Source organism: Streptomyces sp. NPDC001351 (assembly GCF_042896045.1).
Taxonomy (GTDB): domain Bacteria; phylum Actinomycetota; class Actinomycetes; order Streptomycetales; family Streptomycetaceae; genus Streptomyces.
Window position 1 is genome coordinate 638,787 of the sequence record NZ_JBIAWS010000002.1, and the last position, 16,362, is coordinate 655,148.

General features: G+C 69.7%; 14 protein-coding genes and 1 pseudogene. 8 read left to right on the plus strand and 7 right to left on the minus strand.

Annotation, left to right across the window (positions count from 1 at the left end; all coding sequences use genetic code 11):
• Positions 1-141: 141 nt before the first annotated feature.
• Complete coding sequence (locus tag ACFY1U_RS08575) at positions 142-1,710, minus strand: hypothetical protein (protein WP_390693352.1); 1,569 nt, start codon at positions 1,708-1,710, stop codon at positions 142-144.
• Positions 1,711-1,811: 101 nt separating this feature from the next.
• On the opposite strand from ACFY1U_RS08575, the gene ACFY1U_RS08580 reads away from it, so the two are divergent.
• Both ACFY1U_RS08580 and ACFY1U_RS08585 read left to right on the plus strand, forming a co-directional pair.
• Entirely contained in the window at positions 1,812-3,041 is a 1,230-nt protein-coding gene (locus ACFY1U_RS08580) for a hypothetical protein (protein WP_390693353.1), read from the plus strand.
• A gap of 40 nt (positions 3,042-3,081) precedes the next feature.
• Positions 3,082-3,402, plus strand: coding sequence for a hypothetical protein (locus ACFY1U_RS08585; RefSeq protein WP_390693354.1), 321 nt, complete (start codon positions 3,082-3,084; stop codon positions 3,400-3,402).
• Here the strand turns inward: ACFY1U_RS08585 and ACFY1U_RS08590 are convergent.
• The 4 genes from ACFY1U_RS08590 to ACFY1U_RS08605 are packed head-to-tail and all read right to left on the minus strand — an operon-like array spanning position 3,383 to position 7,241.
• Entirely contained in the window at positions 3,383-4,153 is a 771-nt protein-coding gene (locus tag ACFY1U_RS08590; protein ID WP_344405504.1) for a succinate dehydrogenase/fumarate reductase iron-sulfur subunit, read from the minus strand. The genes ACFY1U_RS08585 and ACFY1U_RS08590 overlap by 20 nt on opposite strands.
• Complete coding sequence (locus ACFY1U_RS08595) at positions 4,150-6,093, minus strand: fumarate reductase/succinate dehydrogenase flavoprotein subunit (RefSeq protein WP_390693355.1); 1,944 nt, start codon at positions 6,091-6,093, stop codon at positions 4,150-4,152. The genes ACFY1U_RS08590 and ACFY1U_RS08595 overlap by 4 nt, the downstream gene beginning before the upstream one ends.
• Before the next feature lie 16 nt (positions 6,094-6,109).
• Positions 6,110-6,931, minus strand: a complete 822-nt coding sequence (locus ACFY1U_RS08600; protein ID WP_390693356.1) for a hypothetical protein — start codon at positions 6,929-6,931, stop codon at positions 6,110-6,112.
• 19 nt (positions 6,932-6,950) lie between these two features.
• Positions 6,951-7,241, minus strand: coding sequence for a hypothetical protein (locus ACFY1U_RS08605; RefSeq protein WP_390693357.1), 291 nt, complete (start codon positions 7,239-7,241; stop codon positions 6,951-6,953).
• A gap of 332 nt (positions 7,242-7,573) precedes the next feature.
• Here ACFY1U_RS08605 and ACFY1U_RS08610 point away from each other — a divergent pair, with 332 nt between their 5' ends.
• The 3 genes from ACFY1U_RS08610 (at position 7,574) to typA (ending at position 12,559) form a co-directional block, all read left to right on the plus strand.
• On the plus strand, positions 7,574-9,721 hold the full coding sequence (locus ACFY1U_RS08610) for an ABC transporter family substrate-binding protein (protein WP_390693358.1): 2,148 nt from the start codon (positions 7,574-7,576) through the stop codon (positions 9,719-9,721).
• 124 nt (positions 9,722-9,845) lie between these two features.
• Positions 9,846-10,517, plus strand: coding sequence for a hypothetical protein (locus ACFY1U_RS08615; RefSeq protein ID WP_390693359.1), 672 nt, complete (start codon positions 9,846-9,848; stop codon positions 10,515-10,517).
• A gap of 134 nt (positions 10,518-10,651) precedes the next feature.
• Positions 10,652-12,559, plus strand: a complete 1,908-nt coding sequence (gene typA / locus ACFY1U_RS08620) for a translational GTPase TypA (protein ID WP_390693360.1) — start codon at positions 10,652-10,654, stop codon at positions 12,557-12,559.
• A 52-nt stretch (positions 12,560-12,611) separates the two neighbouring features.
• On the opposite strand, the gene ACFY1U_RS08625 is transcribed toward typA, so the two are convergent.
• Both ACFY1U_RS08625 and ACFY1U_RS08630 read right to left on the minus strand, forming a co-directional pair.
• Entirely contained in the window at positions 12,612-12,812 is a 201-nt protein-coding gene (locus tag ACFY1U_RS08625; protein WP_390693361.1) for a DUF397 domain-containing protein, read from the minus strand.
• A 7-nt stretch (positions 12,813-12,819) separates the two neighbouring features.
• Positions 12,820-13,671 carry a helix-turn-helix domain-containing protein gene (locus ACFY1U_RS08630; RefSeq protein ID WP_390693362.1) on the minus strand — a complete coding sequence of 284 codons (852 nt, stop codon included), beginning with the start codon at positions 13,669-13,671 and terminating at the stop codon, positions 12,820-12,822.
• A 205-nt stretch (positions 13,672-13,876) separates the two neighbouring features.
• Here ACFY1U_RS08630 and ACFY1U_RS08635 point away from each other — a divergent pair, with 205 nt between their 5' ends.
• From ACFY1U_RS08635 to ACFY1U_RS08645, 3 genes and pseudogenes are all read left to right on the plus strand, one after another.
• Positions 13,877-14,287, plus strand: coding sequence for an ATP-binding protein (locus ACFY1U_RS08635; protein WP_390693363.1), 411 nt, complete (start codon positions 13,877-13,879; stop codon positions 14,285-14,287).
• A 33-nt stretch (positions 14,288-14,320) separates the two neighbouring features.
• The gene (locus tag ACFY1U_RS08640) at positions 14,321-15,613 is read left to right on the plus strand and encodes an RNA-guided endonuclease InsQ/TnpB family protein (protein ID WP_390693364.1); all 1,293 of its coding nucleotides are present in this window, start codon (positions 14,321-14,323) and stop codon (positions 15,611-15,613) included.
• A 30-nt stretch (positions 15,614-15,643) separates the two neighbouring features.
• A pseudogene (locus ACFY1U_RS08645) lies at positions 15,644-16,333 on the plus strand (hypothetical protein); the annotation flags it as partial.
• Between the last annotated feature and the right edge of the window lie 29 nt (positions 16,334-16,362).

Here is a 16,362-nt window from a genome sequence, read left to right on the forward strand (position 1 = left end):
CGGGCGACTGCCGGTGCGTTTGCGGCTGGTCGCGCCCACGCGGCGGAGCCGCATATCCATGCAGCCCCGCGCCCCTTTGGGGCGCGGTCCACTGGTCGCGTCCGCGCGGCGGAGCCGCATGTCGACACAGCCCGCGCCCCTTCAGGGCGGGGTCGTGGCCCGCCGGGCCTGAGTGCGGGGTCCGCCGAAGCTCGATGGTGAGCCATCGCTCAACAGCACCCCACCGAGAACCGCCCCCGCGACGCCGCTCTCGTGCTCGGCAGCTCCGGCCGTCGGGGTGCCGTGGACTCGTACGTCGCGTTCGGCGAGTTCGCGTGCCCGGCGGGCCAGGGCGTCGGCGGTGAGGAGGTCCGGTGGCTCCTCGGCGAGCAGCCGCTTCGCCTCCGCCAGCCGGGTGCGTGCCGTGCTGCCGACGGCTCCGCGGTGCGTCGTGACGAAGGCGTCGGCCCCGGCCACGGCACTGCGGGCGACCAGCGACGCGGCGGCCGCCAGCACTCCGGCCCGCCCCACACCCACCGGCGCAAGGCCCCGTACCAGCAGCCGGAGGGCGTCGAGCGGGTCGTAGGGCCCGGCGGTCAGCTCTTCTCGTACGGCCGTCAGGACGAGGTCGGCGTGCGCGGCGCGGGCGTGCAGCTCACCGGCGGGGACGTCCCCCGCCCTCGTCCGCGCGCCCGCGAGCTCCGCCTCCGCCCCGGTGAGCGCGGCCGGTACCCACTCCGCGGCCGAGGCCAGGTCGGCGGCGAGCCGCTCGATGCCGGCCACGAACACCTCGGCCTGCGCTGTCGCCCCCTCGGCGGCCCGCAGATGCCGTGCCGCGTCCGCCGCGTCCCCCATGTCGGCCGCCTGGCGGGCCTGGTTCAGCCGGGTCGTGGCGAACACCAGGCGGTCCTTGGCCTGTTCGGCATGCCCGGTGACGGCGTCGACCGCGGCGGACCCGTACCGCCCGGCGAGAGCGGCCAGTGTCGCTCCGGCGCTCCCGGTACGGGCGGCCAGCGCCCGGAACCGGTCCTCCGCGACCTCCAGCGCCTCGCCCAGCCCCTCCGCCGTCTCCAGCGCGCGCAGCAGATCGAACCCGGCGGCCTCCGCGTCCAGCCGCCGCCCCGCCTCCTGGCACCGCCCGATCATCCCGGCGAGCGCGTGCCGCCGGGCCGCCTCGTCCTCCGGGACACCGTCGTCGTACTGCTGCCGCATCCGATACGCCGCGGACAGCTCGGCCTCGGCGTCCCGCACGGCCCGTACGAACGGCGCCACGGAATCCGCCCCGGACCGCGCCTCGGCGAAGTCGAGTTCCTCCCGGCTGGTGCGCACCCAGTCGTCGGCCCGGGCCAGCAAGAGCCGTACCCGTTCGTCGAGTTCGGAGAGCGGCGGTGCGGCAGGCCCGGCAGGGGCCACGCCTCCACCGGGCGTCGTACGCGTCCGGGCGCGCCGTGTGCGCCGCACATACCCGTACCCCGCGACCACCACCACCGCGCCCGCCGCGACGAGCGGCAGCACCAGATCGGCGGCCGACGTCCCGGCCTGCTCCGGCGCGGCGGCGCTCGCGGCGGCCGGATGCGCACGGGCCGGAACCGGCGCCTCACTGTTGATCGTCACCCATGGCAACACCAGCCACACCACCGCGGCCAGCCCGCCCACCACGGTGTGCAGCACCCGCACGGATATGTGAGAGGTGGCCCGCCGCGGCCGGCCCCGAATCAAGGGTGACGTCACATTTCGGAGCGTATGAGCAGGAATGCGGCCGCGCGACCGGGGTGGGTCAGGGGTGGGGGAGGTGGGGCGGGACGGGACGGGATCGACTAGGGGGAGCTGCGATGGAGCGCACGGGGAACGGGACCGGGACCCACAAGGGCAGCGGTCCGGAGGAAACCACCCTGCCGGACCCGCCGGGGACCACGCACACCCCCGCAGCCGCCGACGGGGAGAACCCCCCGCAGGGGCCACCCGCACCCGACGACGAAGGTGGTACGGGTGGTACGGGTGGTACGGGTGGTGCGGATGGGAACGAAAAAGCCGATGGCGAAGCCGAGGCGACAAAGCCGCCCTCCCGCCGATGGCGACACCTCGGCCTCGCCCTCGTCCTGGCCCTCCTCGTCCCTCTCCTCGCCGCCGAATCCGCCCTCCGCCTGAACTACACCGGCGACCCCGAGGAGGGCACGTACACCAGGAACCGCGACGCCATCTGGCTGGGCCACGCCTGGGTCGACGGCCGCAAGACCGACGCCGACGTCACAGCCCTCGCCGACCGCCTGAAATCCACCGGCGTCCGTGACCTGTACGTCCACGCGGGCCCCCTGGAACACAACGGCACCCTCCCCAAGTCCGCGTACGGCAAGGCGACGTGGCTCATAAGAACCCTGCACGGCCGAGCGCCGCGCCTCCGCGTCCAGGCCTGGCTCGGCGATGTACTCGCGACCGAGGGCCCGACGGGGATGCGCCTGGAGCGGCCGGCGACCCGCGCGGCCGTCGTCGCCTCCACCCGCGAGATCCTGACGGCCGGCTTCGACGGCGTCCACTTCGACCTCGAGCCCCTCCACTCCGGCGACCGGAACTACCTCACCCTCCTCGACTCCCTCCGCTCCGTCACCCGCGCGCACCACGCCCTGCTGTCCGTCGCCGCCCACCAGATCGACCCGCTCCCCGGCTTCCACGCCTTCTGGGGCACGGTCGCGGGCCATCCGAAGTGGTGGTCGCAGAGGTTCTTCGGCCAGGTCGCACGCAGGGTCGACCAGATCGCCGTGATGTCGTACGACACCATGCAGCCGCTGCAGAGCCTGTACGGCGGCTATGTCGCCCAGCAGACCTCGCTCGCCCTGGAGGTCACCCCGCCCTCCACCGACCTGCTGATGGGCCTGCCCTTCTACCACGAGAACCGGTTCGGCCACTGGAACCACGCCGAGACCGCATCGGCCGCCGTCCGCGGTGTGCGCCTGGGCTTGTCCCGCACGGACGCGGACCGACCCCGCTTCGGCGTCGCGCTCTACGTCGACTTCGCGGCCACGGAGGCGGACTGGAGGGCGTACCGGGGCGGCTGGGTGCGCTGAAGCCGGTACAGGCCCAGCCCCTCGTGGAATCCTGACCGTCATGCACATGTTCTTGGTGGCGTTCGGTGCTCTGTGCGTGACGCTCATGGCGGCGACCGGCATCGCGGCCCTCGCGACCGGCTGGGTGATGCCGCGGGCCCGCTCCAAGGTCCTGCAACCGAGGCTGTGGGGCTGCGGAGCGCTGACCTGCGCGGTCGGCTGGGGGCTGTTCACATTCCTCGGCCCGTTCTCCGGGCCCCCGCACGGTGCGCAAGCGGTCGTCGCATGGTGCGGCTGGGTCGCGTTCATGGGAGGACTGGGGGTCCAGTTCCTCGCTCAGCGCCCCGGCCGCACCCAGCGGCCTACGAGGACCGTCGCCTGATCTTCGACCCCAGCCACACCAACGGGTCGTACTTCCGGTCGACCGCCCGTTCCTTCAAGGGAATCAGCGCATTATCCGTGATCTTGATGCCCTCGGGGCAGACCTCCGTGCAGCACTTGGTGATGTTGCAGTAGCCGAGGCCGTGTTCGTCCTGGGCCGTCTTCTTGCGGTCCAGTCCGGTCTCGGCCGCCGCGTCCAGCGGATGCATGTCCAGCTCCGCCACGCGCATCAGGAAACGGGGCCCCGCGAACGCCGTCTTGTTCTCCTCGTGGTCCCGCACCACATGGCAGGTGTCCTGGCACAGGAAGCACTCGATGCACTTGCGGAACTCCTGCGAGCGGTCCACGTCCTCCTGCATCATCCGGTACTCGCCGGGCCCCACACCCTCCGGCGGCACGAACGCGGGCACCTCGCGCGCCTTGGTGTAGTTGAACCCCACGTCGGTCACCAGATCCCGTACGACCGGGAAGGCACGCAGGGGCGTGACGGTGATCGTCTCCTCCCGCGTGAACACCGACATCCGCGTCATGCACATCAGCCGCGGCCGCCCGTTGATCTCGGCGGAGCACGAACCGCATTTGCCCGCCTTGCAGTTCCAGCGGACCGCCAGATCAGGGGCCTGGGTGGCCTGGAGGCGGTGGATGATGTCGAGCACCACCTCGCCCTCGTTGACTTCGACCTTGAAGTCCTCCAGGCCGCCGCCCTTGACATCGCCCCGCCACACCTTGAAGCGGGCCTCGTAGCTGCTCACTCGTACAGCTCCTCTTCGGCGAGGTACTTGACCAGCTCCTCCTTGTCGAAGAGGGCGAGCAGGTCGGCGCGGATGGGTTCGGTGGTCTCACGGGAGAGGGCGATCTGGCCCTGCACGGGGTCCGTCGCCGCAAGGCCGCCCGTGGGGTCGATCAGCTCGCACAGCAGGTTGATGTTGCGCCACTTGCGGTCCATCGTCGGGTGGTCCTCGCGGGTGTGGCCGCCGCGGGACTCCGTGCGCTCCAGGGCCGCCCGGGCCACGCACTCGCTGACCAGCAGCATGTTCCGCAGGTCGAGCGCGAGATGCCAGCCGGGGTTGAACTGGCGGTGCCCCTCGACACCGGCCCGGCGGGCCCGTACCCGCAGGTCCGCCAGCTTCTGAAGCGCCTGCTCCATCTCTCCCTCGCGGCGGATGATGCCGACGAGGTCGTTCATGGTCTGCTGGAGTTCCTGGTGCAGGGTGTACGGGTTCTCCGGCGGGCGGCCGTCGTCCGCGCCCGGCGCGGGGCCCTCGGCGGAGAAGGGGCGCAGCGCCTCAGCGGCAGCCGTGTCGACCTGGACCTCGTCGACGGCGGGACGCTCGAAGGCCAGGGCCGCCGCGTACTCGGCCGCGTGCCAGCCCGCCCGCCGTCCGAACACCAGCAGGTCGGACAGCGAGTTCCCGCCGAGCCGGTTGGAGCCGTGCATACCGCCGGCCACTTCCCCGGCCGCGTACAGCCCGGGCACCCCGCGCGCGGCGGCCGTGTCGGACTCGACCGCGATGCCGCCCATCACGTAGTGACAGGTCGGCCCGACCTCCATCGCCTCCGCGGTGATGTCGACGTCCGCCAGCTCCTTGAACTGGTGGTACATGGACGGCAGTCGGCGCCGGATGACCTCGGCGGGCATACGCGTCGACACGTCCAGGAAGACACCGCCGTGCGGGGAGCCGCGGCCCGCCTTCACCTCGGAGTTGATCGCGCGGGCGACCTCGTCGCGGGGGAGCAGCTCGGGTGGACGCCGGTTGTTGTCCGGGTCCTCGTACCAGCGGTCGCCCTCCTCCTCCGACTCCGCGTACTTCTCCTTGAAGACGTCGGGGATGTAGTCGAACATGAAGCGTTTTCCGTCGGAGTTCCTGAGCACCCCGCCGTCGCCGCGGACCGACTCGGTGACGAGGATGCCCTTCACCGACGGCGGCCAGACCATCCCTGTCGGGTGGAACTGCACGAACTCCATGTTCAGCAGGGGCGCGCCCGCCAGCAGCGCCAGCGCGTGGCCGTCGCCCGTGTACTCCCACGAGTTCGACGTCACCTTGAAGGACTTGCCGATGCCGCCCGTCGCGATCACCACGGCAGGGGCTTCCAGGACGAAGAAACGGCCGCTCTCGCGCTCGTAGGCGAAGACACCGGAGACCCGGCTGCCGTCCTTGAGGACCCTGGTGACCGTGCACTCCTGGAAGACCTTCAGCCGGGACTCGTAGTCGCCGGTCTCGCGGTGGTCCTCCTGCTGGAGGGAGACGATCTTCTGCTGGAGCGTGCGGATCAGTTCGAGCCCCGTACGGTCGCCGACGTGCGCGAGGCGCGGGTACTCGTGGCCGCCGAAGTTGCGCTGGGAGATCTTCCCCTGCTTCGTACGGTCGAAGAGGGCGCCCCAGGTCTCCAGCTCCCACACCCGGTCCGGGGCCTCCTGCGCGTGCAGCTCGGCCATCCGCCACTGGTTGAGGAACTTGCCGCCGCGCATGGTGTCGCGGAAGTGGACCTGCCAGTTGTCGTGCTCGTTGACATTGGCCATCGCCGCCGCGATGCCGCCCTCGGCCATCACCGTGTGCGCCTTGCCGAACAATGACTTGCAGATGACTGCCGTGCGGGCGCCTCGCTCGCGCGCCTCGATGGCGGCACGCAGCCCGGCGCCTCCGGCGCCGACCACGACCACGTCCCACTCCTGGCGGTCGACCACGGACATCAGAAGGCACCCCTCATCAGAAGAATCGCGGATCGTCGAAGGCGCCGGACGCCAGCAGATAGACGTAGAAGTCGGCGAGCGCCACGCTCACCAGCGAGGCCCAGGCGAGCAGCATGTGACGGGCATTCAGCTTCCCCACGAACTGCCACGCCTTGTAGCGCACGGGATGCCTGGAGAAGTGTTTGAGCTTGCCGCCGACGATGTGCCGGCAGGAGTGGCAGGAGATCGTGTAGGCCCAGATCAGCGTGATGTTGACCAGGAACACGACCGTGCCGAGGCCCATGTGGCCCCAGTTCTCGTGCGTGTCGCGGAAGGACAGCACCGTGTCGTACGTCAGCACGCCCGCGACCAGGATCGCCGCGTAGAAGAAGTACCGGTGGATGTTCTGCAGGATCAGCGGGAAGCGGGTCTCGCCGGTGTACTTCTTGTGCGGCTCGGCCACCGCGCAGGCCGGGGGAGAGGCCCAGAAGCCCCGGTAGTAGGCCTTGCGGTAGTAGTAGCAGGTCAGGCGGAAGCCGAGCGGGAAGATCAGAATGATGATGGCGGGGGAGATGCCCCACCAGCTCCCGAAGAGGTCGGCGTTCGGGCCCGACGGCATGTTCTTGCAGTTCTCCGCAAGACACGGCGAGTAGAACGGGGAGACATACGGCGCCGAGTAGTAGTCCGCGTTCGCGAAGGCCCGCCACGTCGAGTACACGATGAAGGCCAGCAACCCGGCCGCGGTGGCGGCCGGAGCCAGCCACCAGCGGTCGGTCCGCAGATGCGGGGCGTCGATCGCGGCGCGTGTACCGGTGCGTACACCGCCGCTGTTCAGATGTGGTTCCGTACCAGTGGCCAACTCATGACTCCGGTCGGGTTCAGGGGGCGTGGCGGTCGCGGGCGCCGAGTCCTTCGTCGTCCGTGTCGATCCACAGCGAGGGGTCGTACGGGGTGTCGGGGATGGTGACGAGTTCCGGCTTGCGCGGTGTGCTCGGACTCGACGCCGTCTCGCGCAGGAGCGCGACGCTCTCCCGCAGGTGATCGGCGTCGGCGCGGACCCGGCGCATGTCCAGGCCGCCGCTGCCCAGCTGCTTCTCCAGCCGGCCCACGGACCGGGACAGGTCGTCCAGGCAGCGCTGCATTGTCGTCAGGTCGTCTTGCACGGACATGACGTGACCTCACTTCCATGGGCCCTCGGGCCCCAGGTGGCAACGTTCATGCGCCTGCGAGTGTTGCGCGTCACACCTGTCGGTGGGAAGGGATGTGCAGCGATTGGCGGATTGCACGCCTCCAGTGCACGCCTGCAAGCGCTCTGTGTGCGCCGGGGGCGCACATTGGGCCGTACGAGTGGGGTTGCCCGGCTCTGCCGCCGTGTCACCCCCGGTGGACGAACCCTTTCCTCTTCAGTGGTGCCGTAGATCTGATCAACTCCAAAATACGCCCAAATGTGATCAGACCCCCACCCGTGTCACCGGCTGGAGCGGCCTCGGAGGTAGCGAAGATGTCCCACGACGGGAGACTGAGGACCAGGCCCGGTGCGGTCGCGCGTTCGGTCGCCTTCCTCGCCGCGGGCGCGCTCGTGGTGCCCGTGCTCGCGGGCTGTGCCTCCGAGGACAAGGCGGGCAAGCCCCTTGCGGGGCCGGACATCGCGCCCGCCGGCCGGGACCTGATCGCCGACGGCGGCACCCTGCGGTGGGCCGTGGACGACGTCCCGGAGACCCTGAACACGTTCCAGTCGGACGCCGACGCGGTCACGAACCGTGTCGCGCAGGCCGTCCTGCCGTCCCTGTACCGGCTGGACCGGAACGGGCGGCCGCAGCGCAACTCCGACTACCTGGAGTCCGCCAAGGTCGTCCAGACCGAGCCCAAGCAGGTCGTCCTCTACAAGATCGCCCAGCAGGCCGTCTGGAGCGACGGCCGCGAGATCGGCGCCGCCGACTTCGCCGCCCAGTGGCGCGCCCTGTCCGGCAGGGACACCGCGTACTGGACCGCCCGCAACGCCGGCTACGACCGCATCGAGAAGATCGAGCGCGGTGCGAACGACCTCGAGGTCAAGGTCACCTTCGCACGGCCCTACGCCGACTGGCAGTCGCTGTTCTCGCCGCTGTACCCCAAGGACGTCATGGGGACGCCGGACTCCTTCAACGACGGGGCGCGCAGGACGCTCAAGGTCACCGCCGGGCCCTTCGCCCTGAAGGCGGTCGACCACAAGAACAACCAGGTCAGCCTGGTCCGCAACCCGCGCTGGTGGGGGCAGCCCGCCAAGCTCTCCGAGATCGACCTGAAGGCCGTACCGCTCGACAAGCGGCCCGCCGCGCTCGCCGACGGCGAGATCGACCTGGCCGAGATCGACCCGTCCGGCGCCCAGCGCATCGCCCCGGCCGCCGGGGCCAAGGGCTCCGCCGCGCTGCCGGGCCCGGAGGCCCGCCGCGCCGCCGCCAAGACCCTGCCCGCCGACGCCGAGGGCCTGAGCGGTTTCGAGGTCCGCAAGTCGCTGGAGCCGGTCTACACCCAGCTCGCCCTCAACGGCGCCGAGGGCCCCCTCGCCGACGAGCGCGTCCGCCGCGCGGTGGCCCGCGCCCTCGACCGCAAGGCGCTCGCCGAGGCCGTACTCAAACCGCTCGGGCTGCCCGCCGTGCCCGTCGGCAGCCATCTCGCGCTGTCCGGGCAGGCCGCCTACGCCGACAACAGCGGCGCGATCGGCGGCCAGGACACCGGCGAGGCGCAGGCGCTGCTCGCGGACGCCGGGTGGGTGCGCGGCGGTCCGGTCAAGGAGGAGAAGAAGAAGCAGAAGGCCGAGAAGGCCGCCGGGGCCCAGGGCCGGAAGGCCGACGAGTCCGAGGGCGGCGACGACGGGACGTACATCGTCGGCGAGGACGACAACGGCGACGGCAAGAGCGGCCACGACAAGGATCCCAAGGACCACAGCAAGAAGGACGAGAAGGCCAAGGGCGGCGAGCGGTCCGGCACGCACCTCGCGGACGGCAAGTACGCCGGACAGCAGCCGCAGCACGGCGGCGCGCCCGGCGCCTACGCCCCCAAGGGCACCGCGGCCCCGGCCGGCGCCGCCACAGCGATGCTGGCCAAGGACGGCAAGCCGCTCACCCTGCGTTTCGTCCTTCCGTCGGGACCGGGCTCGCAGGCCCTGCGGACCGTGGCCGACCGGATCGGCGCCATGCTGCAGCGGGTCGGCATCGGCACCCGGATCACGAAGGTCTCCGACGACAGCTACTTCAAGGACCACATCGCGTCCGGGGAGTTCGACCTCGCCCTGTACTCCTGGCCCGTCTCCGCCTTCCCGGCCACCGACGCCCGGCCCATCTACGCCAAGCCGCTCCCGGCCGCCGACGGCTCCCTCGACGTCGAGCAGAACTACACCCGCGTCGGCACCGACCAGGTCGACCACCTCTTCGACCAGGCGGCCGCCACCCTCGACACCGACGAGAACCTCTCCCTGATCCGCAAGGCCGACTCCCGCATCTGGGCCGCCGCCGGCTCCATCCCGCTGTACCAGCGCCCCCAGCTGACGGCCGCGGCCAAGAACCTGGTGAACGCCGGATCCTTCGGTTTCCAGACCCCGGTCTACGAGGACATGGGCTTCCTGAAGAAGGGGGCGAAGCCGTCGGCGAGCGCGAAGTCGGACGGCTGAGGGGACCGTAGCTCAGGAACAGCTCAAAACGCTTGCCGTACCCGCCCGGCGCCCACAGCATGAGTCGACCATTGATCATGCCGCGGGCGCCGGGCGCCCGTGCGCGGGGGAAACGGGGCGGCACATGCGGGGCGTCACACGGGGGTGGGCTGTGGCGCTGACCGCGGTGACGGTGGCGGCGGGGCTCGCGGGGTGCACCGGTAGCGGGGACGGCGACGGCAAGGCCGCCACCAGGAGCAGCGCACCGGCCGTGGCGAAGGCCTGCGCGAACGGGAGCTTCACCTGGACCGGCGTGAAGAAGACGGACCGGCTGACCGGTGTGTCCGCGCCGGAGCCGAGCAGGGGCCGCACCATCAGGACGACGAACCCGATCGAGCGGGTGTACACCCCGAAGCCGTCGGTACGGACCGAGGGACCGGCCCTGCCCCCGGCCGAGGTCCTCTTCTCGCTCGGCAAGAAGATCGGCGAGATCGACTCCGACGCCGCCACTCTGGCCGACGTGAACGGCGACACCTGGGCCTTCACGGACGTGCACCAGAAGGCGCCGAACCTGGACAGCCGCTTCTCCGAGGTGTCCGACCCGGGCGAAACCGTGCAGTACGCCGGAGTCCGGGAATGGGAGGGGGACTTCCGCCACACCTGCCCCGGCGGCCGGACCACGACGGGCCACGCACGGAACTGGACGGTCGACCTGCAAGGCATCCTCTCCTGCGACGAGTACGTCGACAGCGGGATCGCCCGTCAGGCTGCCCGGCTCTCCTGCGAACCCGGCTCCCCGGCCACCCGGAACACCTGACCCCGGTCGCCCGGCGAGCCGCCGCCGCGGCGGCCCCGTACCATGGTGTAAGGCCGTGGCGTGTTCAGCCCGGCAGGGTCCGCGTAACACAGACGTACGCGTCGGCCTTCCTCACACTCCAGGAGTACGCCTTCATGGCCACGCGCCACGACATCCGCAACGTCGCCATCGTCGCCCACGTCGACCACGGCAAGACGACCCTCGTCGACGCCATGCTGAAGCAGGCCGGTGCCTTCGCCGCGCACGCCGCCGAGTCGCTCGACGACCGAATGATGGATTCGAACGACCTGGAGCGTGAGAAGGGCATCACGATCCTGGCCAAGAACACGGCCGTGAAGTACCACCCGAAGGATGGCGGCGACGTCATCACCATCAACATCATCGACACCCCGGGCCACGCCGACTTCGGTGGCGAGGTCGAGCGCGGTCTGTCGATGGTGGACGCGGTGGTCCTGCTGGTCGACGCCTCCGAGGGCCCGCTTCCGCAGACCCGCTTCGTCCTGCGCAAGGCCCTCCAGCAGCGCCTGCCCGTCATCCTGTGCATCAACAAGACGGACCGCCCGGACTCCCGGATCGACGAGGTGGTCAACGAGACCTACGACCTCTTCCTCGACCTGGACGCCGACGAGGACCAGATCGAGTTCCCGATCGTCTACGCGTGTGCGCGTGACGGTGTGGCCTCGCTGACCAAGCCGGAGGACGGCACCGTCCCGCAGGACAGCGACAGCCTGGAGCCGTTCTTCTCCACGATCCTGTCCCACGTCCCGGCTCCGGAGTACGACGAGGCCGCCCCGCTCCAGGCGCACGTCACCAACCTGGACGCCGACAACTTCCTCGGCCGTATCGCGCTGCTCCGCGTCGAGCAGGGCGAGCTGCGCAAGGGCCAGACCGTCACGTGGATCAAGCGTGACGGCACGATGTCCAATGTGCGCATCACCGAGCTGCTGATGACCGAGGCGCTCACCCGCAAGCCCGCCGAGAAGGCCGGCCCCGGTGACATCTGCGCCGTCGCCGGTATCTCGGACATCATGATCGGCGAGACCCTGGCCGACCCGGAGAACCCGATTCCGCTGCCGCTGATCACGGTCGACGAGCCCGCGATCTCCATGGTCATCGGTACCAACACCTCACCGCTGGTCGGCCGTGGCGGCACCGGCAAGGGCGCCGACGCCAAGTCGGCGGTCAAGGACCGCAAGGTGACCGCCCGTCAGGTCAAGGACCGCCTCGACCGCGAGCTGATCGGTAACGTCTCCCTCCGCGTGCTCGACACCGAGCGCCCGGACGCCTGGGAGGTCCAGGGCCGCGGTGAGCTGGCGCTCGCCATCCTGGTCGAGCAGATGCGCCGCGAGGGCTTCGAGCTGACCATCGGCAAGCCGCAGGTCGTCACCAAGGACGTCGACGGCAAGGTCTACGAGCCGGTCGAGCGCATGACGATCGACGTGCCCGAGGAGCACATGGGCGCGGTCACCCAGCTGATGGGCGTCCGCAAGGGCCGCATGGACAACATGTCCAACCACGGCTCGGGCTGGGTCCGCATGGAGTTCGTGGTCCCGTCCCGCGGTCTCATCGGCTTCCGTACCGAGTTCCTGACCCAGACCCGCGGCACGGGCATCGGCCACTCCATCCACGAGGGCCACGAGCCCTGGTTCGGCACACTTCAGACCCGTAACAACGGCTCGCTGGTCGCCGACCGCGCCGGTGCCGTCACCGCCTTCGCGATGACGAACCTCCAGGAGCGCGGCGTGCTCTTCGTCGAGCCTGGCACCGAGGTGTACGAGGGCATGATCGTCGGCGAGAACTCGCGCTCCGACGACATGGACGTGAACATCACCAAGGAGAAGAAGCTCACCAACATGCGGTCGTCCTCGGCCGACACGTTCGAGGCGATCGTCCCGCCGCGCAAGCTCTCCCTGGAGCAGTCCCTGGAGTTCTGCCGCGACGACGAGTGCGTGGAGGTCACCCCGGAGGCGGTCCGCATCCGCAAGGTGAACCTGGACGCCCGCGAGCGCGCCCGCGCGGCGAGCCGCGCCAAGCACGGCTGACGGCAGGTCATTTGATGCCCGGGTGCCCCCAGCTTGGGGGCACCCGGGCATCTCAGTTTGCCGTGGGCGCTGAGCGCTTCAGGGCTTCGATGAACGGGGTGAAGGCTTCGGCGGGGAAGGCGAGGGTGCCGATGGCCGGGGCCTTGGAGTCACGGATGGCTATGTGGGTGGGGCGGGTGCAGATCTCCACGCAGGCGTTCCCCTCGCCGCCACCGGAGTAGGACGACTTACGCCAGTGGTCGCGGGTGGCCATGAGCGCCTCACAGTTCCTTCGCCAGTCCGTGGATGAAGTCGCGCGAACGGCCGGGCTCGAGCGACACCGCTTCCAGCTTACGGAAGAGTTTTCGAAATCGGCTGAGTTGTGCTTCGGCGTGGATGAACCCGGTCCCGTGGGGTGCGTCGCGTACCACCGTGTCCAACTTGGGGACAGGGCCGCCCGCATACACCATGGCGCTTCCGGCTCCGGCGAAGTCGTCCAGGTCGAACGGGATGAGGCGTACGGTGACGTGGTCGGCTTCGGAGAGTTCCAGGATGCGGGTGAGCTGGGCCCGCACTGCGGCACGGCCGCCCACCCTGATACGCAGCGCCGCTTCGTGGATCACGGCCTCGTACGGAATCGGGTCAGGACGCTCGATGATGACGCGTCGTTTCATCCGGTGCTCAACCCACAGCTCCATATCGCTCTTCGAGTGCTCCGGGTTCATGTAGGAGAAGAGTGCTCGGGCGTAATCCTCCGTCTGTAAAAGACCTGGGACGTGCAGGAAATCCACGTCCCACCGGTAGTTGGCATGGTGTTCCAGCTCGGACAGGTCGAGGAAGGGCGTTGCCAGGCGGCCCCGGTATTCCTCCCACCAGCCGCGTGTGCGGTCCGTCGCCATGGCTACCAGGGCATCGATCAACGCGTCGTCGGAGCAGGCATAGTTGGCCGCGAGCTGTCGCAACCGCCGTTCGCTCACACCGGTGATCCCCGCCTCGACCTGGCTCATCTGGACGGAGCTCGCCCCGAGCATGCTCGCCACCTCGGTTGCCTTGAGCCCTGCGGCTTCGCGAAGTTTGCGCAGCTCAGCGCCCAGCCGTACCTGGCGTGCTGTCGGGTGCCGTCGTGCTGGCACGGCGTCCTACTTTCTTTCAACTGCCCTGGTGAGAACGACTCGTTCGCGGGTCAGACTACGCGATCGGCTTGCACCGACTGAAATTTATGGCCTACCGTCAGTGATGCGACGTGCACGGTGCGGAAGCGCACTGCTCCGTCCTGCCATGACGGCTGCGGCAATGCCACCGCACGCGAAATCCCCTCCCTCTGAACGGAGCTGACGCATGCCCGAAAGCGAACCGTGGGACTACACCCTCTACATCCCCAACGACCTCAGAGCCGTCACCGTCTGCCGCCGCACCCTGCGTCTGATCCTGACCAAGCACGGGCTGATCGGGCTGGTGGACACGGCCGAACTCCTCGCGACGGAGCTGATCGCCAACGCCGTACGGCACACCAAGGGGCCCGCCGCTCTCCGGGTGCGTCGATCCCTGGAGGGAGCCGTGTGGATCGGGGCGTGGGACACCGACCCCGAACCGCCGGAGCCGCCACGGCCGTTGGACCAGGTCACGGATCGGGAGGAGGGCCGGGGACTCGGCCTGGTCGCGGCCTGCGCGGAGAACTGGGGGTGGCAACGGTCGGCCCGCTTCGGCGACCGAGGGAAGTTCGTCTGGTGTGACCTGGCCGTCTCGTAGCTCGTTGACCACGCCGGAAAGAAAGGAGAGCCGATGGTCAGCTCGTCGGGATCGGGAGGGATGTTGAAGCGTCAGCGTGGCCACAAGGCTCGGCTCTGCCTCACCCCCGCTCAGACACTGGCGGCTGAGGATCAAGGGCATGCGGCCCGCACGATGTGGAATCTCCTGCATGACTGGTGGACGATGCTCCCCAAAGAGCGCCGCAGCCCTGCCGCCGCCGACGAGGCGATCCGGCAGGGCCGCAAGGATCTCCCCTGGCTCGGCGTCCTCCCCGCCCAGGCGGCGCAGGCCGTACTGAAGACTTACTTCCAGGCATGGAAGAACTGCTGGGACGGCCGCGCCCAGGCCCCGACCTTCAAGGGTCGCTTTAGCTCCCGCATGGCCATCGACATCCCGCAGGGCCGTGACCTCCAGATCGTCAGGCTGAACCGGCGGTGGGGACGTATGTGGGCTCCGAAGATCGGGCACGTTCTGTTTCGCTGGACCAAAGATCTCCCGGTCGGTAGGCGAGCCGACAAAGGCAACCGGGTCACCGGAGCCCGGCTCGTGAAGGAAGCGGACGGATGGCACGTTGTCTTCCGCGTCCGGAGCCAGGTGCCCGAACCCGCGGAACACACCGGCCCCACAGTCGGCATCGACCGAGGCATCGCCAAGCCCCTCGCCCTGTCGGACGGCACTTTTCGCAACCACGGCCCCTGGCTCACCAAGGGCGAAGCCGGACGACTGCGCCGACTGGAGAAGACCAAGGAACGAAAGCGTCACGCCCGCAAGCCCGGCGAGAAGAACTCCCGTCGCCTGACACGCACCTACGACCAGATCGCCCAGCTCCGCGCAACAGCCAAGCGCCGAGCGATCGACTGGCAGCACAAGACCACCACCGGCATCGCCGAGACATTTTCGCGGATCGGGGTGGAAGATCTGGCCATCACCAACATGGTCAAATCCGCCAAGGGAACGGTGGAAGCCCCCGGCACGGGCGTCCGTCAGAAGGCAGGGCTCAACCGGGCGATCGCTGCAGAAGCGTGGGGCCGCACCGTGACCATGCTGGAGTACAAGAGCGCCGACCGTGGCGGCATCGTGGTCAAGGTTCCCGCCCCCAACACCTCCCGACGCTGCTCCGCCTGCGGCTTCATCACTCCCGGAAGCCGCCAGACCCAGGCTCGCTTCGTGTGCAAGAACCCCGACTGCGGGTTCGAGGCCAACGCGGACACCAATGCAGGACGCAACATCGATCACGCCGCCGGGCAGGCGGTGTCAGGACGTGGAGACCTCGGGGATACCCAGTCTGCGAAGCGTCAACCCCCCACCCGGCCGCACGCGGCCTGAGAAGGGATCCCGCCCCGTTTACGGGGCGGAGGATGTCAACTTCTGGTCGTCGAGTCGCGGCGGTAGAAGGACGAGGCCGAGCATGGCAGTTGGCCGTACTACCTCTCATACCTGCACGAGAAGTACCGCTGCGAGCCCGTGCTCATCGTCACCACGCAGTGCAGCTCCACGGCCCGCTGGGCGGCCGAGCCGATCCATGTCGGTGTGCCCGGCCAGCCCTCCTTGACGGTACGGCCGCTCGTGCTCGGACCGGACAACGTGCCAGTGATCGCCGATGTAGGGGAGGCCGAACGGGACGTACCACTTGCGGTGCTCTCGGCCATGACGCATGGCAAGGGGCCGAAGGCCGCCGCCATACTGGAATCGCTGGCAGCCGCCCTGAAGACCATCGACGCGGACAGCGCCGGGGCCTTCGCGCAGTTCGTCGAATCATGCCTGGCCGACCCCCAGGTGAAACAGATGTGGAGGGACCTGATGACGGCGATGCAGTACTTCTTCCGGCATCCGCTGGCGGAGCAGGTGCGGGAGCAGGGTCGGGAGGAAGGCCGTATCCAGGACCGCATGCAGATGATCCTCCGCATCCTGGAATGGCGCAGCATCCCCGTGCCCGACGCCGTCCGGGAGCGGGTGGAAGCCTGCACGGACCTGGACCAGCTGGAGGTCTGGGCGCAGCGGGCCGTGCACGCGACGGATGCGGCGGAGTTGTTCGTCGATGAGTGACCGGGGGCTGACGGGGCAAGCGGGTCCGG